Origin of the sequence: Paenibacillus sp. F4 (assembly GCF_002894905.1) — a bacterium.
Taxonomy (GTDB): Bacteria; Bacillota; Bacilli; order Paenibacillales; family Paenibacillaceae; genus Paenibacillus; species Paenibacillus polymyxa_B.
This window is the reverse complement of the sequence record NZ_POVS01000029.1, coordinates 47,691-62,370: the sequence shown is the minus strand read 5'-3', so window position 1 is coordinate 62,370 and position 14,680 is coordinate 47,691. Positions and strand designations below refer to the sequence as shown.

20 protein-coding genes are annotated in these 14,680 nt (G+C 44.2%); 2 read left to right on the top strand and 18 right to left on the bottom strand.

Translation table 11 applies throughout. The features are described from left to right. Nucleotides 1–424 precede the first annotated feature (424 nt). Together C1T21_RS26020 and C1T21_RS26015 are read right to left on the bottom strand one after the other, a co-directional pair. Nucleotides 425–655: a hypothetical protein gene (locus C1T21_RS26020; protein WP_013312131.1), complete on the bottom strand. Its 231-nt coding sequence runs from the start codon at nt 653–655 to the stop codon at nt 425–427. A 192-nt stretch (nt 656–847) separates the two neighbouring features. Next, complete coding sequence (locus C1T21_RS26015; protein WP_103050281.1) at nt 848–1,462, bottom strand: stage II sporulation protein M; 615 nt, start codon at nt 1,460–1,462, stop codon at nt 848–850. Nucleotides 1,463–1,560: 98 nt separating this feature from the next. On the opposite strand from C1T21_RS26015, the gene pdaB reads away from it, so the two are divergent. Both pdaB and gerD read left to right on the top strand, forming a co-directional pair. Beyond that, entirely contained in the window at nt 1,561–2,340 is a 780-nt protein-coding gene (pdaB, locus tag C1T21_RS26010) for a polysaccharide deacetylase family sporulation protein PdaB (protein ID WP_023990485.1), read from the top strand. A 106-nt stretch (nt 2,341–2,446) separates the two neighbouring features. Continuing rightward, complete coding sequence (gerD, locus tag C1T21_RS26005) at nt 2,447–3,190, top strand: spore germination lipoprotein GerD (protein ID WP_103050280.1); 744 nt, start codon at nt 2,447–2,449, stop codon at nt 3,188–3,190. Nucleotides 3,191–3,225: 35 nt separating this feature from the next. Here gerD and C1T21_RS26000 read toward each other — a convergent pair whose 3' ends face one another. The 16 genes from C1T21_RS26000 to C1T21_RS25925 all read right to left on the bottom strand — a co-directional run bounded on the left by C1T21_RS26000 (nt 3,226) and on the right by C1T21_RS25925 (nt 14,609). Next, nucleotides 3,226–4,332, bottom strand: a complete 1,107-nt coding sequence (locus C1T21_RS26000; RefSeq protein WP_103050279.1) for an Mrp/NBP35 family ATP-binding protein — start codon at nt 4,330–4,332, stop codon at nt 3,226–3,228. A gap of 59 nt (nt 4,333–4,391) precedes the next feature. Continuing rightward, the gene (cwlD, locus tag C1T21_RS25995) at nt 4,392–5,168 is read right to left on the bottom strand and encodes an N-acetylmuramoyl-L-alanine amidase CwlD (RefSeq protein ID WP_103050278.1); all 777 of its coding nucleotides are present in this window, start codon (nt 5,166–5,168) and stop codon (nt 4,392–4,394) included. A 68-nt stretch (nt 5,169–5,236) separates the two neighbouring features. Beyond that, nucleotides 5,237–6,406 carry a sulfate adenylyltransferase gene (gene sat / locus C1T21_RS25990; RefSeq protein WP_103050277.1) on the bottom strand — a complete coding sequence of 390 codons (1,170 nt, stop codon included), beginning with the start codon at nt 6,404–6,406 and terminating at the stop codon, nt 5,237–5,239. A 54-nt stretch (nt 6,407–6,460) separates the two neighbouring features. Beyond that, nucleotides 6,461–7,153, bottom strand: a complete 693-nt coding sequence (locus C1T21_RS25985) for a phosphoadenylyl-sulfate reductase (protein WP_103050276.1) — start codon at nt 7,151–7,153, stop codon at nt 6,461–6,463. Between the two features lie 1,242 nt (nt 7,154–8,395). Beyond that, nucleotides 8,396–8,788 carry a 30S ribosomal protein S9 gene (gene rpsI, locus C1T21_RS25980; RefSeq protein ID WP_013312140.1) on the bottom strand — a complete coding sequence of 131 codons (393 nt, stop codon included), beginning with the start codon at nt 8,786–8,788 and terminating at the stop codon, nt 8,396–8,398. 20 nt (nt 8,789–8,808) lie between these two features. Continuing rightward, nucleotides 8,809–9,246, bottom strand: coding sequence for a 50S ribosomal protein L13 (rplM, locus tag C1T21_RS25975; RefSeq protein WP_013312141.1), 438 nt, complete (start codon nt 9,244–9,246; stop codon nt 8,809–8,811). Between the two features lie 183 nt (nt 9,247–9,429). Beyond that, a complete protein-coding gene (gene truA / locus C1T21_RS25970; protein ID WP_103050275.1) occupies nt 9,430–10,215 on the bottom strand; it encodes a tRNA pseudouridine(38-40) synthase TruA in 786 nt (261 codons plus the stop codon). Between the two features lie 151 nt (nt 10,216–10,366). Continuing rightward, nucleotides 10,367–10,732, bottom strand: a complete 366-nt coding sequence (gene rplQ / locus C1T21_RS25965; RefSeq protein ID WP_013312143.1) for a 50S ribosomal protein L17 — start codon at nt 10,730–10,732, stop codon at nt 10,367–10,369. 34 nt (nt 10,733–10,766) lie between these two features. Continuing rightward, nucleotides 10,767–11,711 carry a DNA-directed RNA polymerase subunit alpha gene (locus C1T21_RS25960; RefSeq protein WP_007432558.1) on the bottom strand — a complete coding sequence of 315 codons (945 nt, stop codon included), beginning with the start codon at nt 11,709–11,711 and terminating at the stop codon, nt 10,767–10,769. Between the two features lie 135 nt (nt 11,712–11,846). Then, nucleotides 11,847–12,242: a 30S ribosomal protein S11 gene (gene rpsK / locus C1T21_RS25955; protein ID WP_013312144.1), complete on the bottom strand. Its 396-nt coding sequence runs from the start codon at nt 12,240–12,242 to the stop codon at nt 11,847–11,849. Between the two features lie 19 nt (nt 12,243–12,261). Continuing rightward, complete coding sequence (rpsM, locus tag C1T21_RS25950) at nt 12,262–12,630, bottom strand: 30S ribosomal protein S13 (RefSeq protein WP_007432560.1); 369 nt, start codon at nt 12,628–12,630, stop codon at nt 12,262–12,264. A 21-nt stretch (nt 12,631–12,651) separates the two neighbouring features. After that, nucleotides 12,652–12,765, bottom strand: a complete 114-nt coding sequence (gene rpmJ, locus C1T21_RS25945) for a 50S ribosomal protein L36 (RefSeq protein ID WP_003333770.1) — start codon at nt 12,763–12,765, stop codon at nt 12,652–12,654. Nucleotides 12,766–12,883: 118 nt separating this feature from the next. Then, a complete protein-coding gene (gene infA, locus C1T21_RS25940; protein WP_006212898.1) occupies nt 12,884–13,099 on the bottom strand; it encodes a translation initiation factor IF-1 in 216 nt (71 codons plus the stop codon). A 2-nt stretch (nt 13,100–13,101) separates the two neighbouring features. Beyond that, on the bottom strand, nt 13,102–13,410 hold the full coding sequence (locus C1T21_RS25935) for a KOW domain-containing RNA-binding protein (protein ID WP_013312145.1): 309 nt from the start codon (nt 13,408–13,410) through the stop codon (nt 13,102–13,104). Between the two features lie 9 nt (nt 13,411–13,419). Then, a complete protein-coding gene (locus C1T21_RS25930) occupies nt 13,420–13,959 on the bottom strand; it encodes a M24 family metallopeptidase (protein ID WP_061831399.1) in 540 nt (179 codons plus the stop codon). Nucleotides 13,960–13,964: 5 nt separating this feature from the next. Beyond that, nucleotides 13,965–14,609 carry an adenylate kinase gene (locus C1T21_RS25925; RefSeq protein WP_061831398.1) on the bottom strand — a complete coding sequence of 215 codons (645 nt, stop codon included), beginning with the start codon at nt 14,607–14,609 and terminating at the stop codon, nt 13,965–13,967. Nucleotides 14,610–14,680: the final 71 nt, after the last annotated feature.

Sequence of the window (14,680 nt, the reverse complement as noted above, 5' to 3'; positions counted from 1 at the left end):
AGACCAACCGAAGTTGGTTTATAGAAAGAGCGATAAGCTCATTTTGAAACTGACGAGATAAAATATCTCATTTTCGCTTCCATTTCATACAACCTAATGGCATGTACTAAAATTTCAGCGTTGGATTTTGTAAACAAAACCCCTACTCACTCGTTGTTCAGTTTTCAAAGATCAAACTTGCATAATGTCTTACTTTGTTTCGTCACCGCGTCTCAGTGGCGACCTTTATAATATATCATCTCTTTTTAGAATTTGCAAGAGTTTTTTTAATTTCTTTTTTTCGAGCAAATCCTTCAAAAAGGAACGAAAATTAATTTACCATGAATATTGAATAGAGTCAATACTTTTTTTGATATCAGAAAGTATAAGGTTTTTAAAATAGTTTACTTCCTGATATCTCTGATATAGTTTCTACCTTATCTTTTCATTGTTTGGTTTGTGGGACTCGCCCTCTGCGAGCATATTTTGATAGTTCCTTGGCGGGTGCAAAACGGGCATACATGCGAAAGACTGTTTTATATCGAAGTGCAATTGCGTAGCGAATATCTTGATCCAATCGAGTATCGCTCATATCAAGCAGCATTTCATCTAGCTCCTTACGAAGAACGTAGTCAAGTTCCTTGCATTCTTTTTCGTTAAACAGCATTCCCAACATATGACCATACTCCCTTATCAGCAGATTATATAGTACTTATATTTGCTCAACTATTGTTCCAATCTTTACCTGTTTTTAAACTCAACTGCTAAGGTTTCAAACTTACCCCGATTAATCTTCAGCTTCTCTTTAGGCTCTCCCCTTTGTTATGTTCAATTTTCAGGAAATATATAAATAATTGGCCATAATATTTTATTGTGACAACAAACGATAAGTTATGCCACTCTCAATTGCAGCTGCTATAAGCAGTAAGATGACGGACCATAGGGACACCCTCAACGTTTGTTTCATAAATACATTCCACGATGGGCCAGTTCCTTTGCGCTTTAGCCCTATGCTTTTACCTATAGTAGACATTATGTTGATTCCAAACTTCAATCCGAAGGCACAGGCGATAATCAAAACAGGCAATTCAATCACACCGTGAGGCAGTAACCCTTTGACAACAACTTCATACATACTTCTTCCCATATCTGTCTGCAAGTGTACTACAAACCCTAAAACCATACCGTTCACAATTAAAAATATAAACGGTACGATTCCAAATACAGCCCCCATAAATATAACCAGCACACATTTAATTGCATTATTGAAAAAGATGAATACAAAAAAACTCCATTGTGGATGCTCAGAATTCTGCAAGCGCTGCGCTACTTCTCCCAGCCCCTCCATTTGTTGCGCCAGCATGGATTGAATAGTGCCTGTACTTAACCATCCCACCATAATACTTGTGCAGAAAAGAGATGCAGAGATTAAAATTAACCGTCTTGTCGTGTGTAAATCGTGAAAAAATGCTTTTAGTCCCATTTGATAATTCCTCCTATTGGTTCAATGGAATAATTGACAACCCTCGGCATAGCCTTAAGTAAACAAGCACTTCTAGGATGAAAGGGGCGTTATTAACCATGAATTCTTTTTTCTATGTATTGAACGGTAAAAAAATCAAACGATTCTTAATCGTAATGGCTGCCGCCGTCTTTACTGTTGGAGTCATTTATGTAGAAACCGATAATGTTACGGTTTTTTCCGAGGAAGCACCAACCGCTATTTATAGTGTACCCACGGACAAAAAGCTGATCGCTCTCACCTTTGATATTAGTTGGGGTGATAAGCGTACTGCCCCCATCTTAAAAGTCCTTGAGGATAAAAAAGTGACCAAGTCCACCTTTTTTCTTTCTGCCCCTTGGAGTAAAACACATCCAGAGCTTGTGAATCAAATTAAAGAAAGCGGATTTGAGATCGGCAGTCATGGCCATAAACACGAAAATTACAGTAGCTTAAGCGATGAAGATATTCGTAAACAGATTTCAATTGCTCATACCACATTAACCGAACTGACGGGACAGTCCCCGAAGTTGATCCGTATGCCTAATGGCGACTTTGATAAAAGGGTCCTACAGGTTGCTGGCACTTTAGGTTACAAAACCATTCAGTGGGATACAGATTCCCTGGACTGGAAAAACCCTGGTACTCAGGTCATAATCGACCGTGTTGTAAATAAAGCGCATCCTGGCGATATCGTCCTTCTGCATGCCAGTGATTCCTGTAAACAAACGCATGAAGCCCTGCCCGTCATTATCGACAAGTTGCGCGCACAAGGCTATGAATTCGTGACTGTATCTGAACTGCTTCAACAGGGTACAGTAAAAGGCAAAGAGGTACGCGATCAGGCACTGGGTCTTTAAGGAGTTATTTTACATCGTTCTCAGCTAAAAACCAAAAGCAAATCGACATATTTCTCCCCATTCATCCGCATACTATCCACATTCATGATGAAGGAGGAATACGGCCATGAATTGGACTCGTTTGCGATTTGTTAGCACGGTATGCGTACTGGGCGTTGCACTGAGTGGATGCGGCTCAGATCAGGGTTCTGCGCCCCCCCAGAACAGTTATAAAGAGATGAAAACGATGGTTGTCGATATCTTGAAAAGCGATGACGGAAAAAAAGCCGTAGAGGAGGCTTTAACCGGGGAAAGCACTTCAAAAGAAGGACAATCCGGTCAAAGCAGTGAAGAGGGTGGGGCTGGTGGTGGATCTGGTGGCAGCATGGGAATGAAAATGCTTATGCCCATGCAATCGGCTGAACAGATGAAGATCGCAGTCAAAGATACTTTGGTATCACCTGAATATAAAAAAGAAATCGAAAAGATTATGACCGATCCGCGTTTTGCCGGAGAATTTGCCAAAGCCATCAACAGCCAAAGCAAACAGCTTCATATGCAACTTATAAAAGACCCTTCTTATCAAAAATCAATTGAAGCAATGCTCAAGTCACCAGAATTAACCAAAATGTATATGGACTTAACTAAAACCCCTGAATATCGCAAACAATCTATGACAGTCATGCATGATGCCATGCAAAATCCGATTTTCCGACTTGAGGTTATGAATTTACTCAAAACCGTCGTACAAGAGGAGCTTCAACCTAAGGTTGAGAAAAAAAGTGGTGAGCAAGGCGGTGCAGGCGGCGATAAGCAAGGTGGTGGGGGCAGCGAAGGTGGGGGCGAAGGAGAACAAGGAGGAAGCCAATAATAAAAAGGCTGGTTTAATAAACCAGCCTTTTTTCTTTATTCAGATTCCGTGTGCAAGAACGTAATCTGAGCTGCAATATCATTGTAAATGGTCCCCGTGGCAGACTCAGATTTATATACAGATGGAGAAAAGTCGGCTTCTGACGGATGGTTATCTGGAATACCCAGCGGAATTTGAGCAAGAAGTTTTGTATGAAGAGTGTCTGCCAACATAGCCCCCCCTCCTCGCCCAAAAACATAGTCCTTTTCTCCAGTGGAGGACACATAATAAGACATGTTCTCCACAACGCCGATGACCTTATGATCCGTTTGAAGCGCCATTGCGCCTGCACGTGCAGCTACAAAAGCCGCCGTCGCATGTGGAGTAGTGACAATGATTTCTTCACTCTGCGGAATCATTTGATGTACGTCAAGCGCTACATCGCCAGTGCCTGGTGGTAAATCGAGAATCATATAGTCCAGCTTTCCCCATTCGACATCACTAAAAAACTGTCTAAGCATTCTCCCCAGCATGGGACCTCTCCAGATCACCGGGTTGTTCTCTCTGACAAAGAAGCCCATAGACATGATTTTGATACCAAATCGCTCCACTGGCTGAATGATACCATCTTCGACAGAAGGTACATCCTCTACTCCAATCATATCTGGCACACTGAATCCATAGATATCCGCATCAATTAAACCCACACGCTTCCCCTGTCTAGCTAAAGCAGCCGCCAAATTTACAGCTACTGTCGATTTTCCGACACCACCTTTGCCGCTTGCAATGGCAATAAATCGTACGCCAGATGCTGGGCTAAGCAGCTCATGTTCTTCCATGCCAACAGCATGTCCTTTGGTCAAAACCGGGTCAGCCGCTTCCTCGGTCTTCTCTCCATTTTGAAGGGCAGACTTTTCATGCTCAGATGCCTCACGAATACGAATATGAACGTGACTTAATCCCGCCTCTTCTAAAGTCTGCCGGATTTCTCGTTCCAACTCTGTCAGCGTCTCTTCCTGACTATTCAGGGTAATGGCGGTCAAGGATACCCGATCCTCTTTAACCACCACATCCCGAATAAAATGGAGATCGACTAGACGGCGTCCTGTATGAGGCTCCCGCACTTGTTGAAGTAGCTCTATAACTTGCTCTCTTGATTGCATGAATTATCAGCACCTCTGCTTTAATGATTTACGGAGTGGTAAACACTTACAGTATACCACTATCTGGCCTCAGGTGCTGGTGAGATCCCCTTTTCCCCGGCACTGTAACGCAAAATCCCCTTATATATAGACGCCGCCACCTGCCTTTGATAGTTCACGTCACTTAGTCGTCTAGCTTCCTCAGGATGGGACAAAAAACCTACTTCTACAAGGGCTGATGGCATTTTGAGAGCTTTCAATAAATAAACTGTGTTCACGGTCTTAGCCACTCTGTCCGTATTTTCCAAGTTGCGTTTGATCTCTTCCTGAATTAAAGACGCCAAATTCTCGTTATCTGCATGGTTAGGTACGTAAAAGGTTTGGGCTCCACTCCAACGGCTCGACGGGATACTGTTCATATGAATACTTAGAAAGAGGTCTGCTTTCTGCTCCTCAATTATACGCACACGCTGCTTCAAATCCTCCGTTTTTCTTCTGGAATAACCTTTCGTTTCTTGCTGCGCTAGGTCGCGGTCATCCTCACGTGTCATGACAACGACAGCACCTGCTTGCTGTAAATAATCCCGCAAATAAAAAGCGATTGCCAGATTAATATCCTTTTCAATAATCCCTTCTTTGCTAACCGCCCCTCCATCAGGCCCTCCATGTCCAGCATCTATGGCAATTACTTTACCTGTAAGGGGTAAACTCCAATGGGTCCAAGCTCTCGAAGCAGGTATCTCATACAATGCCAGTGTAATAAATAGAACGGCGAGACAACAGCCCAACAGCATTTTTTGCAACGTCCGATAGCGAATCCACAGTGTAACCTCGTTTTTACGATTATTTTTTTGCATAACAAAACGCCTCCGTCCTATACAGATACTAATAATCTATATGGGACGAGGCGTGTAGATAGTACAACTCAGGCATGAACAAATTCTTTCATACCTTCAATCAGCACTTGAGCGACTTCCGGTCGTGTAAATTCAGGTGGCGGGCAAACCCCAGAGCGCAACAATTCCCGTACCTTGGTGCCCGAGAGCGTTAAATGATGCTCCTTGGGATGTGGGCATGTTTTACTTGAAGCCATGTTTCCACATCGGGTGCAATAAAAGCTGTGTTCAAAGAACAATGGAGTAATCCCCAGCTCTTCAGGTGTAAAGTGCCTGAAAATTTCCTGTGCCTCGTAGGTACCATAATAGTCTCCTACACCAGCATGATCCCTTCCAACAATAAAATGGGTACAGCCATAGTTCTTTCGCACAATAGCATGAAAAATGGCCTCTCTAGGGCCCGCGTATCGCATGGCAGCAGGAAATACCCCCAGAAAAGTCCGATCAGCCGGATAATAATTGTCCAGCAGCACCAGATAGCTCTTCATACGCACATCTGCCGGAACGTCATCTGACTTGGTTTCACCAACGAGTGGGTTTAGAAACAATGCATCCACAATCTCCATCGCGCTTTTTTGGATGTACTCATGTGCTCGGTGTACCGGATTTCGTGTTTGAAAACCGACCACTGTTTTCCAGCCTTTTTCTGCAAAATAGTCGCGTGTCTGTGATGGTGTATAGTAAAACTCACTAAATTGTGTGGGCTCCGGCCGATTCAGCACTTGCACAGATCCACCAACATACGTAGCAGGTCGATCTAACAGTTTGTTTACGCCAGGATGAGCCGGGTCATTCGTCTTGAATACTCTTCTGGCTTCCTCAGCCTGATCTACCTGATAAATACTTTCAATATCAAGTACAGCATAAATGGTACCGTCTGTTTCCCCCACCAAAGCCACCTGCTGACCTAATTTCAATTCACTGGCTATACTTTCTGCAACTGCAAGAGTAATGGGAATACTCCAGACTGTACCATCGGCAAGACGCATATCTGTTACCACTGACCGATAGTCAGATTCATTCATAAACCCCGTCAAAGGAGAGAAAGCCCCCACTCCAATCAAAACTAGATCAGAAATGGTCCATGAGTTTACACGGATAGGAAACAATTCCTCTGCGGCCTGCAAAAGTGCTTTTTGCTTCGGTCCTGTAATGATTTTATCAACAAGTGTTCCGCCATGCGGAAGAATTGCAGTCATAATGCACTTCCCTTCTTCTTCATAAATATGACTCATAGCTACCTGAATATCATTTTATTGATGGAGCCCGCACTCCGTTTTCTCATTGCCAGACCAGCGACCTGCACGAGGATCTTCACCTGGTAGGACCTCACGGGTACATTGCTCACAACCGATACTGGGATAATTGCGGTCATGCAATGGATTATACAGCACTTCATGAGTGCGGATATAGTTCCATACATCCTCGGATGTCCAGCTTGCCAAGGGGTTAAATTTAACGAGTCCAAACTTTTCATCATACTCTATCTTTTTTGAATTCGCACGGGTAGGGGCCTGATCGCGGCGAATACCGGTAATCCATGCATCGTATTGCGACAAAATGCGTGTCAGCGGCTCAACTTTGCGTATACCACAACATGTGTTAGGATCTGTTTTCCACAGTTCCTCTCCATGCTCAGCCGCTTGCTCTTCAGGAGTAATTAATGGAGAGACCCTAACAAAATCCAAGTTATATCTGGCTTTCATCTGATCACGCGTATCGTAAGTTTCTTGAAAATGAAAATCGGTATCCAAGTAAAAAATGTCGGTGGAAGGGCTAATTTTTTGAAGCATATCTACTAGTACTACATCTTCTGCTCCGAAGCTACAGGCAAAGGTAAGATTGGGAAATGTAAGAACAGCATACTGGATAATTTCCTCTGGCGTAGCCTCTTCCAATTCAATTGCCTTGACTCTAATCAACGCTTCTTTCTCCAATAAATTCATTATCAATGCGCCTCCATATGAAGATTCATAAATAGTGTCACTCCAATACCGACTAAACTAATAAGATTAAATACAGTATAAAACTTTCACAATCATTGTCAATCCACGGCAAAATGTCCTGATGCAAGCATTTATCCACCTAAATTTGCAGGAATGTTGCTCTGTCAGCATTCTTTAATGCTTTCTTGCGTATCTAATCAAGTTCATTGACTTATATAAAATATTCTTATACCAAACATTTGAAAATGGCCCATAGGCCCAGTGCGCGGCAGCCATCGGTAATGCTGAACAGCTTTGGGTTGCTTTGATCAAGCAAGAACCATCTATAGAAGAAAGCAAGCATCGTTTCTGAATCTAAGATTATCGAAGGATGCTAACCGAGGGAATTGAAAATGACTTTAGGTTTCACTCTACTATTCTGGAGCTCTGGCGACAGCGATGCCTTCATTCTGAAAATTAAAAAAGGAATGACTGCGCGCTGAACTCTTATTATACCTCTATTCAATCCCAAAGCGCTCGTAGCGGCAATTCCCGAGGAATTGATCACTGGACACAAGCAAGACTCTTATCGCTACTGGAAGCCTATTTAAAGCCTGTCATCAATGAAGGGCGATTTTATGAGGGTAGACAGTCGGACAATACACGGGCTCCCGGTTATAGTTTGGAGCGATTGCTGTGTAGACTATTTCTATTACCAGTAACATGTACATCGCCGTTGCAATAGCAGTAGTCTAGGAAGCGGGCAACGCTAGGCCAAGGACCGTCCTTCTGCTCCGGCATACAAATAAAAAGAGGTATTTCTTGCCGTATCCCTAGCTACGCCCAAAACAGCAGTACAAGAGGCATAGACAGTGCCAGCCAGAACATATCAAGGAGGACTTTACATAAACAAGCGAAAGCAAAGTATCCTCGTGAAACAGCACTTAGCAAAGAATATTAAGATGAGGCTATATTGAATAGCCGAACATTATATTTTTAGTCACAGGTTATAAACATTACAGAATAAACTGCGTTGAAATAGCAAACTGTATTTGTGTATAACAATATCATCTTCAATTCCATGGTGGATAACTTTTCGTGCTCCGTGCATTTGCATGCGGTTATTTATGTATTCGCAGAAACATGCTGAAGCTCGTAGCTTTTAGAGTAGGTCTACTTATCCACATGTGGATATTGATCAGGAAATGACTAAATAAAAAAGAACCCTTTCCATAAGGAAAAGGTTCTTCTGTATTCGAAATATTAACGTTTCGAGAACTGTGGTGCACGACGAGCGGCTTTGAGGCCGTATTTTTTACGTTCTTTCATACGTGGGTCACGAGTCAAGAAGCCTGCTTTTTTCAAAGCTGGACGGAATTCCGGATCTGCTTTCAACAGAGCACGGGAAATACCGTGGCGAATTGCGCCGGCTTGACCAGAGATACCACCACCATGAGCGATAACGAGTACGTCATAGCTGCCAACTGTTTCTGTCAGGTTCAGTGGTTGTTTAACGATCAGTTTGAGTGTTTCCAAACCGAAATATTCATTAATATCACGCTTATTGATGACAATGCGTCCTTCACCCGGTACGAGACGAACACGAGCTACCGAATGTTTACGACGACCTGTCCCATAGTATTGTACTTGTGCCATGAAACTGTCCTCCCTTTTAATTATCCACGAAGTTCGTAAACTTCAGGTTTTTGTGCTGCATGTGGATGCTCAGTGCCTCTGTAAGCTTTAAGTCTCAGCTTCATTTTCTCGCCTTGACGAGTTTTAGGAAGCATACCGTGAACAGCCAATTCCAACATACGCTCAGGCTTGTTCTTAACCATTTCTTGTGCAACCGTTACTTTCAGACCACCCGGATGCAGGGAGTGACGGTAGTATTTCTTGTTCTCCATTTTTTTACCGGTCAATACGATTTTTTCCGCATTGATTACAACAACAAAATCACCTGTGTCCACATGTGGTGTAAATTGTGGCTTGTGTTTGCCGCGAATCAACGCAGCCGCTTCGCTTGCCAGACGGCCGAGCGTTTTGCCTTCGGCATCAATGATGTGCCAGTTGCGCTCAACTTCATTTGGCTTCGCCATATACGTAGTACGCATGAAAAGTATCCTCCTTAAGTTCGTTAACAGAAATCATCATTTATCTTCGTTCGTTAAGTTGCTGCATTATTGATGGATTAGATGTTAATTTAAAGTGATTATCTTAATTGGGGCTGTGGGAAAGCCATTAAGAAAACACAACTTTTATATTACAGGATAACCATCAATTCCGCAAGGGTAAAATCAATGTTTTTTGATGTTTTCGTCGTACTCTACATTCCAGAGCGTTAAAGCGTGTCCAACGGCCGTAGGTCCAGCCTTTGAACGATTTTTCGCCTCCAAAATGGAAGGAATATCATCCGACGATTTTTTGCCTTCTCCCACTTCCAGCAAAGTACCCATAATAATCCGAACCATGTGCTGTAAAAATCCGCTACCTGTAATATAAGTATGGATAATTCCCTGATCATCCGAGCCCGGACGTGAAAAGGAATGGTCTACTGTCATATAGGCTTCGTAAATAGTGCGAACATGATTCGTCTTTTGGGAACGTCGAGATGCGAACGAAGTATAGTCAAAGGTGCCCACTAAATGAGCCAACCCTTCCTCCATCGCTCTTACATCCAGTCTCGTTGGATGATGGGTCTGTGTACGACGGTGAAAGATGTCCGGAAACCGGTTCGCATTAATACTGTACCGATATGTCTTCCGCTTCGCCATGCGGCGTGCATGAAAGGACAGTGGCACCTCTCTCGCATCCGTAACGATGATATCACGAGGCAACCAGGCATTAAGTGCCAGACACCAGCGCTGTAACGGAATCGGCGATTCAGTGTGAAAATTGAATACCTGCCCGTATGCATGTACACCTGCATCTGTACGGCCTGAGCCTGTAATTTTAAGACGCTCGCCCGTCAATGAGTAAATAGCATGTTCAAGGCAGTCCTGAATGGTGTTACCGTCAGGCTGCGTCTGAAAGCCATCATAGTGGGTTCCGTCATAGTTCACCTTCATGCACAAGTTCCGCATGTTTCTCACACCTTTATAGGGGTAGTCTCTGGCCTTACAAGGAATAACCGAACATAACAAAGGAGAAGCCCCTCAAGGACTCCTCCAAGAGAAAAAAAGGGTTGTTCAGAATCAAGACGATTCTGTCCACCCTTCCCTCATCTTCGCCTGTCTACGCGCGGTCAACCAATTCCAGATATACCATTGGAGCGGCGTCGCCACGACGAGGTCCCAATTTCAAGATACGAGTGTATCCACCTGGACGCTCAGTGTAACGTGTAGCCAATTCGCTAAACAGCTTTTGGATTGCATCCTGCTCACCATCCAAAGTTTCACGGCGAACGAACGCAGCCACTTGACGACGTGCGTGCAGATCTCCTTTTTTCGCTTTGGTGATCAGTTTTTCAGCAATAGAACGAACTTCTTTCGCTTTAGCCTCAGTAGTTTGGATACGCTCATACAAGAACAGATCGGTTACCAAATCACGAAACAAAGCTTTACGGGCACTGGAGTTACGGCCCAATTTTTGGTATGCCATGTAATTTCCCCTCCTTCACAAAAACGTTGCTGTACTATTCTTCCGTACGAAGTCCTAAACCAAGTTCCTCAAGCTTCTCTTGTACTTCTTCCAAAGATTTGCGACCCAAGTTACGGACCTTCATCATATCTTCTTCAGATTTAGTCGTGAGTTCTTGTACCGTATTGATACCAGCGCGCTTAAGGCAGTTATAGGAACGGACGGAGAGATCCAGCTCTTCGATCGTCATTTCAAGAACTTTTTCTTTCTTGTCTTCTTCTTTTTCAACCATAATTTCAGCATCTTTTGCCTCGTCCGTGAGACCCACGAACAACATCACATGCTCGGTCAAAATTTTGGCTCCAAGGCTCACTGCTTCCTCGGGACGAATACTTCCGTCAGTCCAAACCTCAAGTGTCAGCTTGTCGTAATTCGTAACTTGGCCGACACGCGTATTTTCTACGCCGTAGTTCACGCGTGCAATCGGAGTGTAGATGGAGTCGACGGGAATGACGCCGATCGGCTGGTCATCACGTTTGTTCCGATCCTGCTTAACGTAACCGCGACCGCGATTGGCAAAAATACGCATGTGAAGTCTCGAACCCGGTCCGAGCGTAGCAATGTGAAGATCCGGATTAAGAATTTCCACATCACTATCCGCACGGATATCTCCTGCCGTTACAACTCCTTCGCCTTCCGCATCGATTTCGAGTACTTTCTCTTCATCCGAGTGGATTTTAAGCGATAAAGCTTTCAAGTTCAGAATGATCTCCGTTACGTCTTCCTTCACACCGGGAACCGTTGCAAACTCGTGCAGAACCCCATCGATCTGAACCGATGTGACTGCTGCCCCCGGTAGCGAGGATAACAGAATACGGCGAAGCGAGTTACCCAGCGTCGTACCGTATCCGCGTTCCAGCGGTTCTACTACGAATTTTCCATAGGTGCCATCATCATTGACGTCAACCGTCTCAATTTTCGGCTTTTCGATTTCTATCACTGCAATATCCCTCCTTCAAAACGTCGCTCCTATATGAAACATTCACCTTATCCATAGTCTATCATGCAGTATACCTAAACATCCATTCTTGGCAGTTTGTGCCGGATCTATACTACACGCAGAGGAGAAATCTCATTAGACGCGACGACGTTTTGGAGGACGGCATCCGTTATGAGGTACCGGAGTTACGTCTTTAATCAGGTTAACTTCCAAACCAGCAGCTTGCAAAGAGCGAATTGCTGCTTCGCGACCTGCACCAGGTCCTTTAACCATGACTTCGACAGTTTTCATGCCGTGTTCCATAGCAGCTTTAGCAGCAGTTTCTGCGGCCATTTGCGCTGCGAATGGAGTAGATTTACGGGAACCACGGAATCCCATGCCGCCTGAGCTGGCCCAAGAGATTGCGTTACCGTGTGGATCTGTGATCGTAACGATCGTGTTGTTGAACGTGGAACGGATGTGTGCCACGCCAGTCTCGATATTTTTACGGTCACGGCGTTTTGTACGTACAACTTTTTTCGGTTTAGCCATTGAATGTTATCCTCCCTTCTTATTTCTTTTTGTTCGCTACAGTCCGACGAGGACCTTTACGGGTACGAGCATTAGTTTTAGTACGTTGTCCGCGAACAGGCAATCCACGACGGTGACGAACACCACGGTAGCAGCCAATCTCAGTCAGACGTTTAATATTCAAGGAAATTTCACGACGCAGATCGCCTTCTACTTTAACTTCTTTGTCGATCGTTTCACGTAATTTGCTCACTTCATCTTCAGTCAAATCACGAACACGCGTGTTTGCACTGATGCCTGTTTCCTTCAAGATTTTCTGAGAAGTCGTTTTACCGATTCCGAAAATGTAAGTCAAGGCGATCTCAACGCGTTTGTCACGTGGCAAATCCACACCAGCTATACGAGCCATTTTACGCTACACCCCCTTCTATTAACCTTGTTTTTGTTTGTGTTTCGGATTTTCGCAAATAACCATTACATTCCCTTTGCGGCGAATGACTTTGCATTTTTCGCAAATAGGTTTTACAGAAGGTCTTACCTTCATGTTGATTACCTCCTCCAAGCTTTACCCTGGTAAAACTCGCTTCGTGAACATTCACATCGTTTTGCAGAGCAAAACAAGTTTTTTTAAATGACATACGTTTAATAAAAACCTGCATGAATTACTTGCGGTACGTTATACGGCCTTTGGTTAAATCGTAAGGCGATAACTGTACAACCACCTTGTCGCCTGTCAAAATACGGATAAAGTGCATCCGCAGCTTTCCGGAAACATGAGCAAGAATTTGATGACCGTTCTCCAGCTCTACCTTGAACGTAGCGTTCGGTAGTGGCTCGATTACCGTACCTTCAACCTCAATGACATCTTCTTTGGCCAAAGTCAGTCTCCTTTCTCTTCAGCTTGGTATTCGGACGAGTCCAGGAAAGTTTTCACTGCATGGCGCAGCTTTCCGTTCGTCACCCGACCGCTTTCGTTTAAACTGTTTACAATCTCGCTACTAATCTTTGGCTGAGGCACCAAATGAAGAACATTTTTCTTCTTCGCTTGATCAAACTTTCGTTTATCCCCATCCGCAATATATACAAACCTGCTATCTGCTACTGAAACGACAACCGCAATCTGTCCGGCACCTCTGCCCTTCAGAATCTTCACCAGCTGACCGATTTGCAGGTTTCCTTGCTGAATCATTCCAATCACCTACGCACTCAGTTTCGTGAAAATGTCCATGCCGCCCGTTTCGCACGTCACCGCTTGCTCGTTATGAGCACATGAGGTTACGTTCATCGTAACGACCGTCCAGTTGTCTTCCAGCGTCCCTACATGGTGAGAACCTATCTGAATCATAGATTCAATAGCCAGCCCAATGCCGGTTTTCAGCCTCGGCCCCTGCTCAGGAATACCACGGTTTGGATTCTCAATATATTGCCGAATGGCATGCGACATTGTAAACTGGCGAGTTTTCGCGATGATATCGCCTTTGTTTAACTTGCGTTTGCCGGGAAATCCGTGCACCAGTTGTTCGTTGACTGAAGCGCAAATGCTAGCAGGAAAACCGTTATAACCTTTAAAAGACGGCACAGCTCCCTGACTGCGAATATACCGATCAGCTAAATGATCAAGTTCACCGGTCGTAATACCGGGCTCGATGTGTCCTGCCAAGAGATGATCCGTCTCCGTATCTATTCTCTTAGCTTTCCTCATTAAGCTTGATTCCGTCCCCGACTTGCAAATGATCATTACAGCTAACCCCGCAACAAGGACACGATATTTTGGGAAACCACATCAATATCCTGTTCTCCGTCAATATGACGCAGAAGATTCTGGTTCTCATAAAACGTGAGGAGTGGTGCTGTTTTATTACTATATTCTTCAAGTCGTGTTCTTACGCTATCTTCATTATCGTCAGGACGCTGATAGAGTTCCCCACCGTCTTTATCGCAAATGCCTTCAACCTTAGGAGGATTAAAGACAATATGATAGCTAGTTCCGCAGCTTTTACAAACCCGCCGTCCTGTGATTCGTGCCAACAAGTTGTCACTATCCACTTTCAAGTTGATGACGTCATCTAGCTTCGTATTCAAACGACCCAAAATTTGATCCAAGGCTTCAGCTTGAGCCAAAGTTCTTGGAAAACCGTCCAGCAAGAACCCTTTCTTGCAATCTGGCTGTTGTAGCCGTTCTTCAACGATACCGATTGTTACGTCATCCGGAACAAGTTCACCCTTGTCGATATATTCTTTAGCTTTAATGCCAATAGGTGTTCCCTGTTTCATCGCTAGGCGAAAAGCATCACCTGTCGAGATATGAGGAATGCCGAATTCCTTCACAATGACATCTGCTTGTGTACCTTTACCAGCCCCCGGAGGGCCCATGATCAAAATATTCACAATCTGTCACTCCTCAAGACGACCCCTACACAAGAAACAGCACAAAAGGTGCCGGTAAGCATGCGAACATC

What these genes read in the sequence shown, in the direction of transcription:
- C1T21_RS25985 (WP_103050276.1), bottom strand. Translation starts at nt 7,153, where the DNA reads ATGAATTTATTGGAGAAAGAAGCGTTGATTAGAGTCAAGGCAATTGAA.
- pdaB (WP_023990485.1), top strand. Translation starts at nt 1,561, where the DNA reads ATGAATTCTTTTTTCTATGTATTGAACGGTAAAAAAATCAAACGATTC.
- C1T21_RS26020 (WP_013312131.1), bottom strand. Translation starts at nt 655, where the DNA reads ATGTTGGGAATGCTGTTTAACGAAAAAGAATGCAAGGAACTTGACTAC.
- rpsI (WP_013312140.1), bottom strand. Translation starts at nt 8,788, where the DNA reads ATGGCACAAGTACAATACTATGGGACAGGTCGTCGTAAACATTCGGTA.
- cwlD (WP_103050278.1), bottom strand. Translation starts at nt 5,168, where the DNA reads ATGCAAAAAAATAATCGTAAAAACGAGGTTACACTGTGGATTCGCTAT.
- rplM (WP_013312141.1), bottom strand. Translation starts at nt 9,246, where the DNA reads ATGCGTACTACGTATATGGCGAAGCCAAATGAAGTTGAGCGCAACTGG.
- truA (WP_103050275.1), bottom strand. Translation starts at nt 10,215, where the DNA reads ATGCGGAACTTGTGCATGAAGGTGAACTATGACGGAACCCACTATGAT.
- C1T21_RS26015 (WP_103050281.1), bottom strand. Translation starts at nt 1,462, where the DNA reads ATGGGACTAAAAGCATTTTTTCACGATTTACACACGACAAGACGGTTA.
- rpsK (WP_013312144.1), bottom strand. Translation starts at nt 12,242, where the DNA reads ATGGCTAAACCGAAAAAAGTTGTACGTACAAAACGCCGTGACCGTAAA.
- rpmJ (WP_003333770.1), bottom strand. Translation starts at nt 12,765, where the DNA reads ATGAAGGTAAGACCTTCTGTAAAACCTATTTGCGAAAAATGCAAAGTC.
- sat (WP_103050277.1), bottom strand. Translation starts at nt 6,406, where the DNA reads ATGACTGCAATTCTTCCGCATGGCGGAACACTTGTTGATAAAATCATT.
- gerD (WP_103050280.1), top strand. Translation starts at nt 2,447, where the DNA reads ATGAATTGGACTCGTTTGCGATTTGTTAGCACGGTATGCGTACTGGGC.
- C1T21_RS26000 (WP_103050279.1), bottom strand. Translation starts at nt 4,332, where the DNA reads ATGCAATCAAGAGAGCAAGTTATAGAGCTACTTCAACAAGTGCGGGAG.
- rpsM (WP_007432560.1), bottom strand. Translation starts at nt 12,630, where the DNA reads ATGGCTCGTATAGCTGGTGTGGATTTGCCACGTGACAAACGCGTTGAG.
- C1T21_RS25935 (WP_013312145.1), bottom strand. Translation starts at nt 13,410, where the DNA reads ATGATTCAGCAAGGAAACCTGCAAATCGGTCAGCTGGTGAAGATTCTG.
- rplQ (WP_013312143.1), bottom strand. Translation starts at nt 10,732, where the DNA reads ATGGCATACCAAAAATTGGGCCGTAACTCCAGTGCCCGTAAAGCTTTG.
- C1T21_RS25930 (WP_061831399.1), bottom strand. Translation starts at nt 13,959, where the DNA reads ATGATCATTTGCAAGTCGGGGACGGAATCAAGCTTAATGAGGAAAGCT.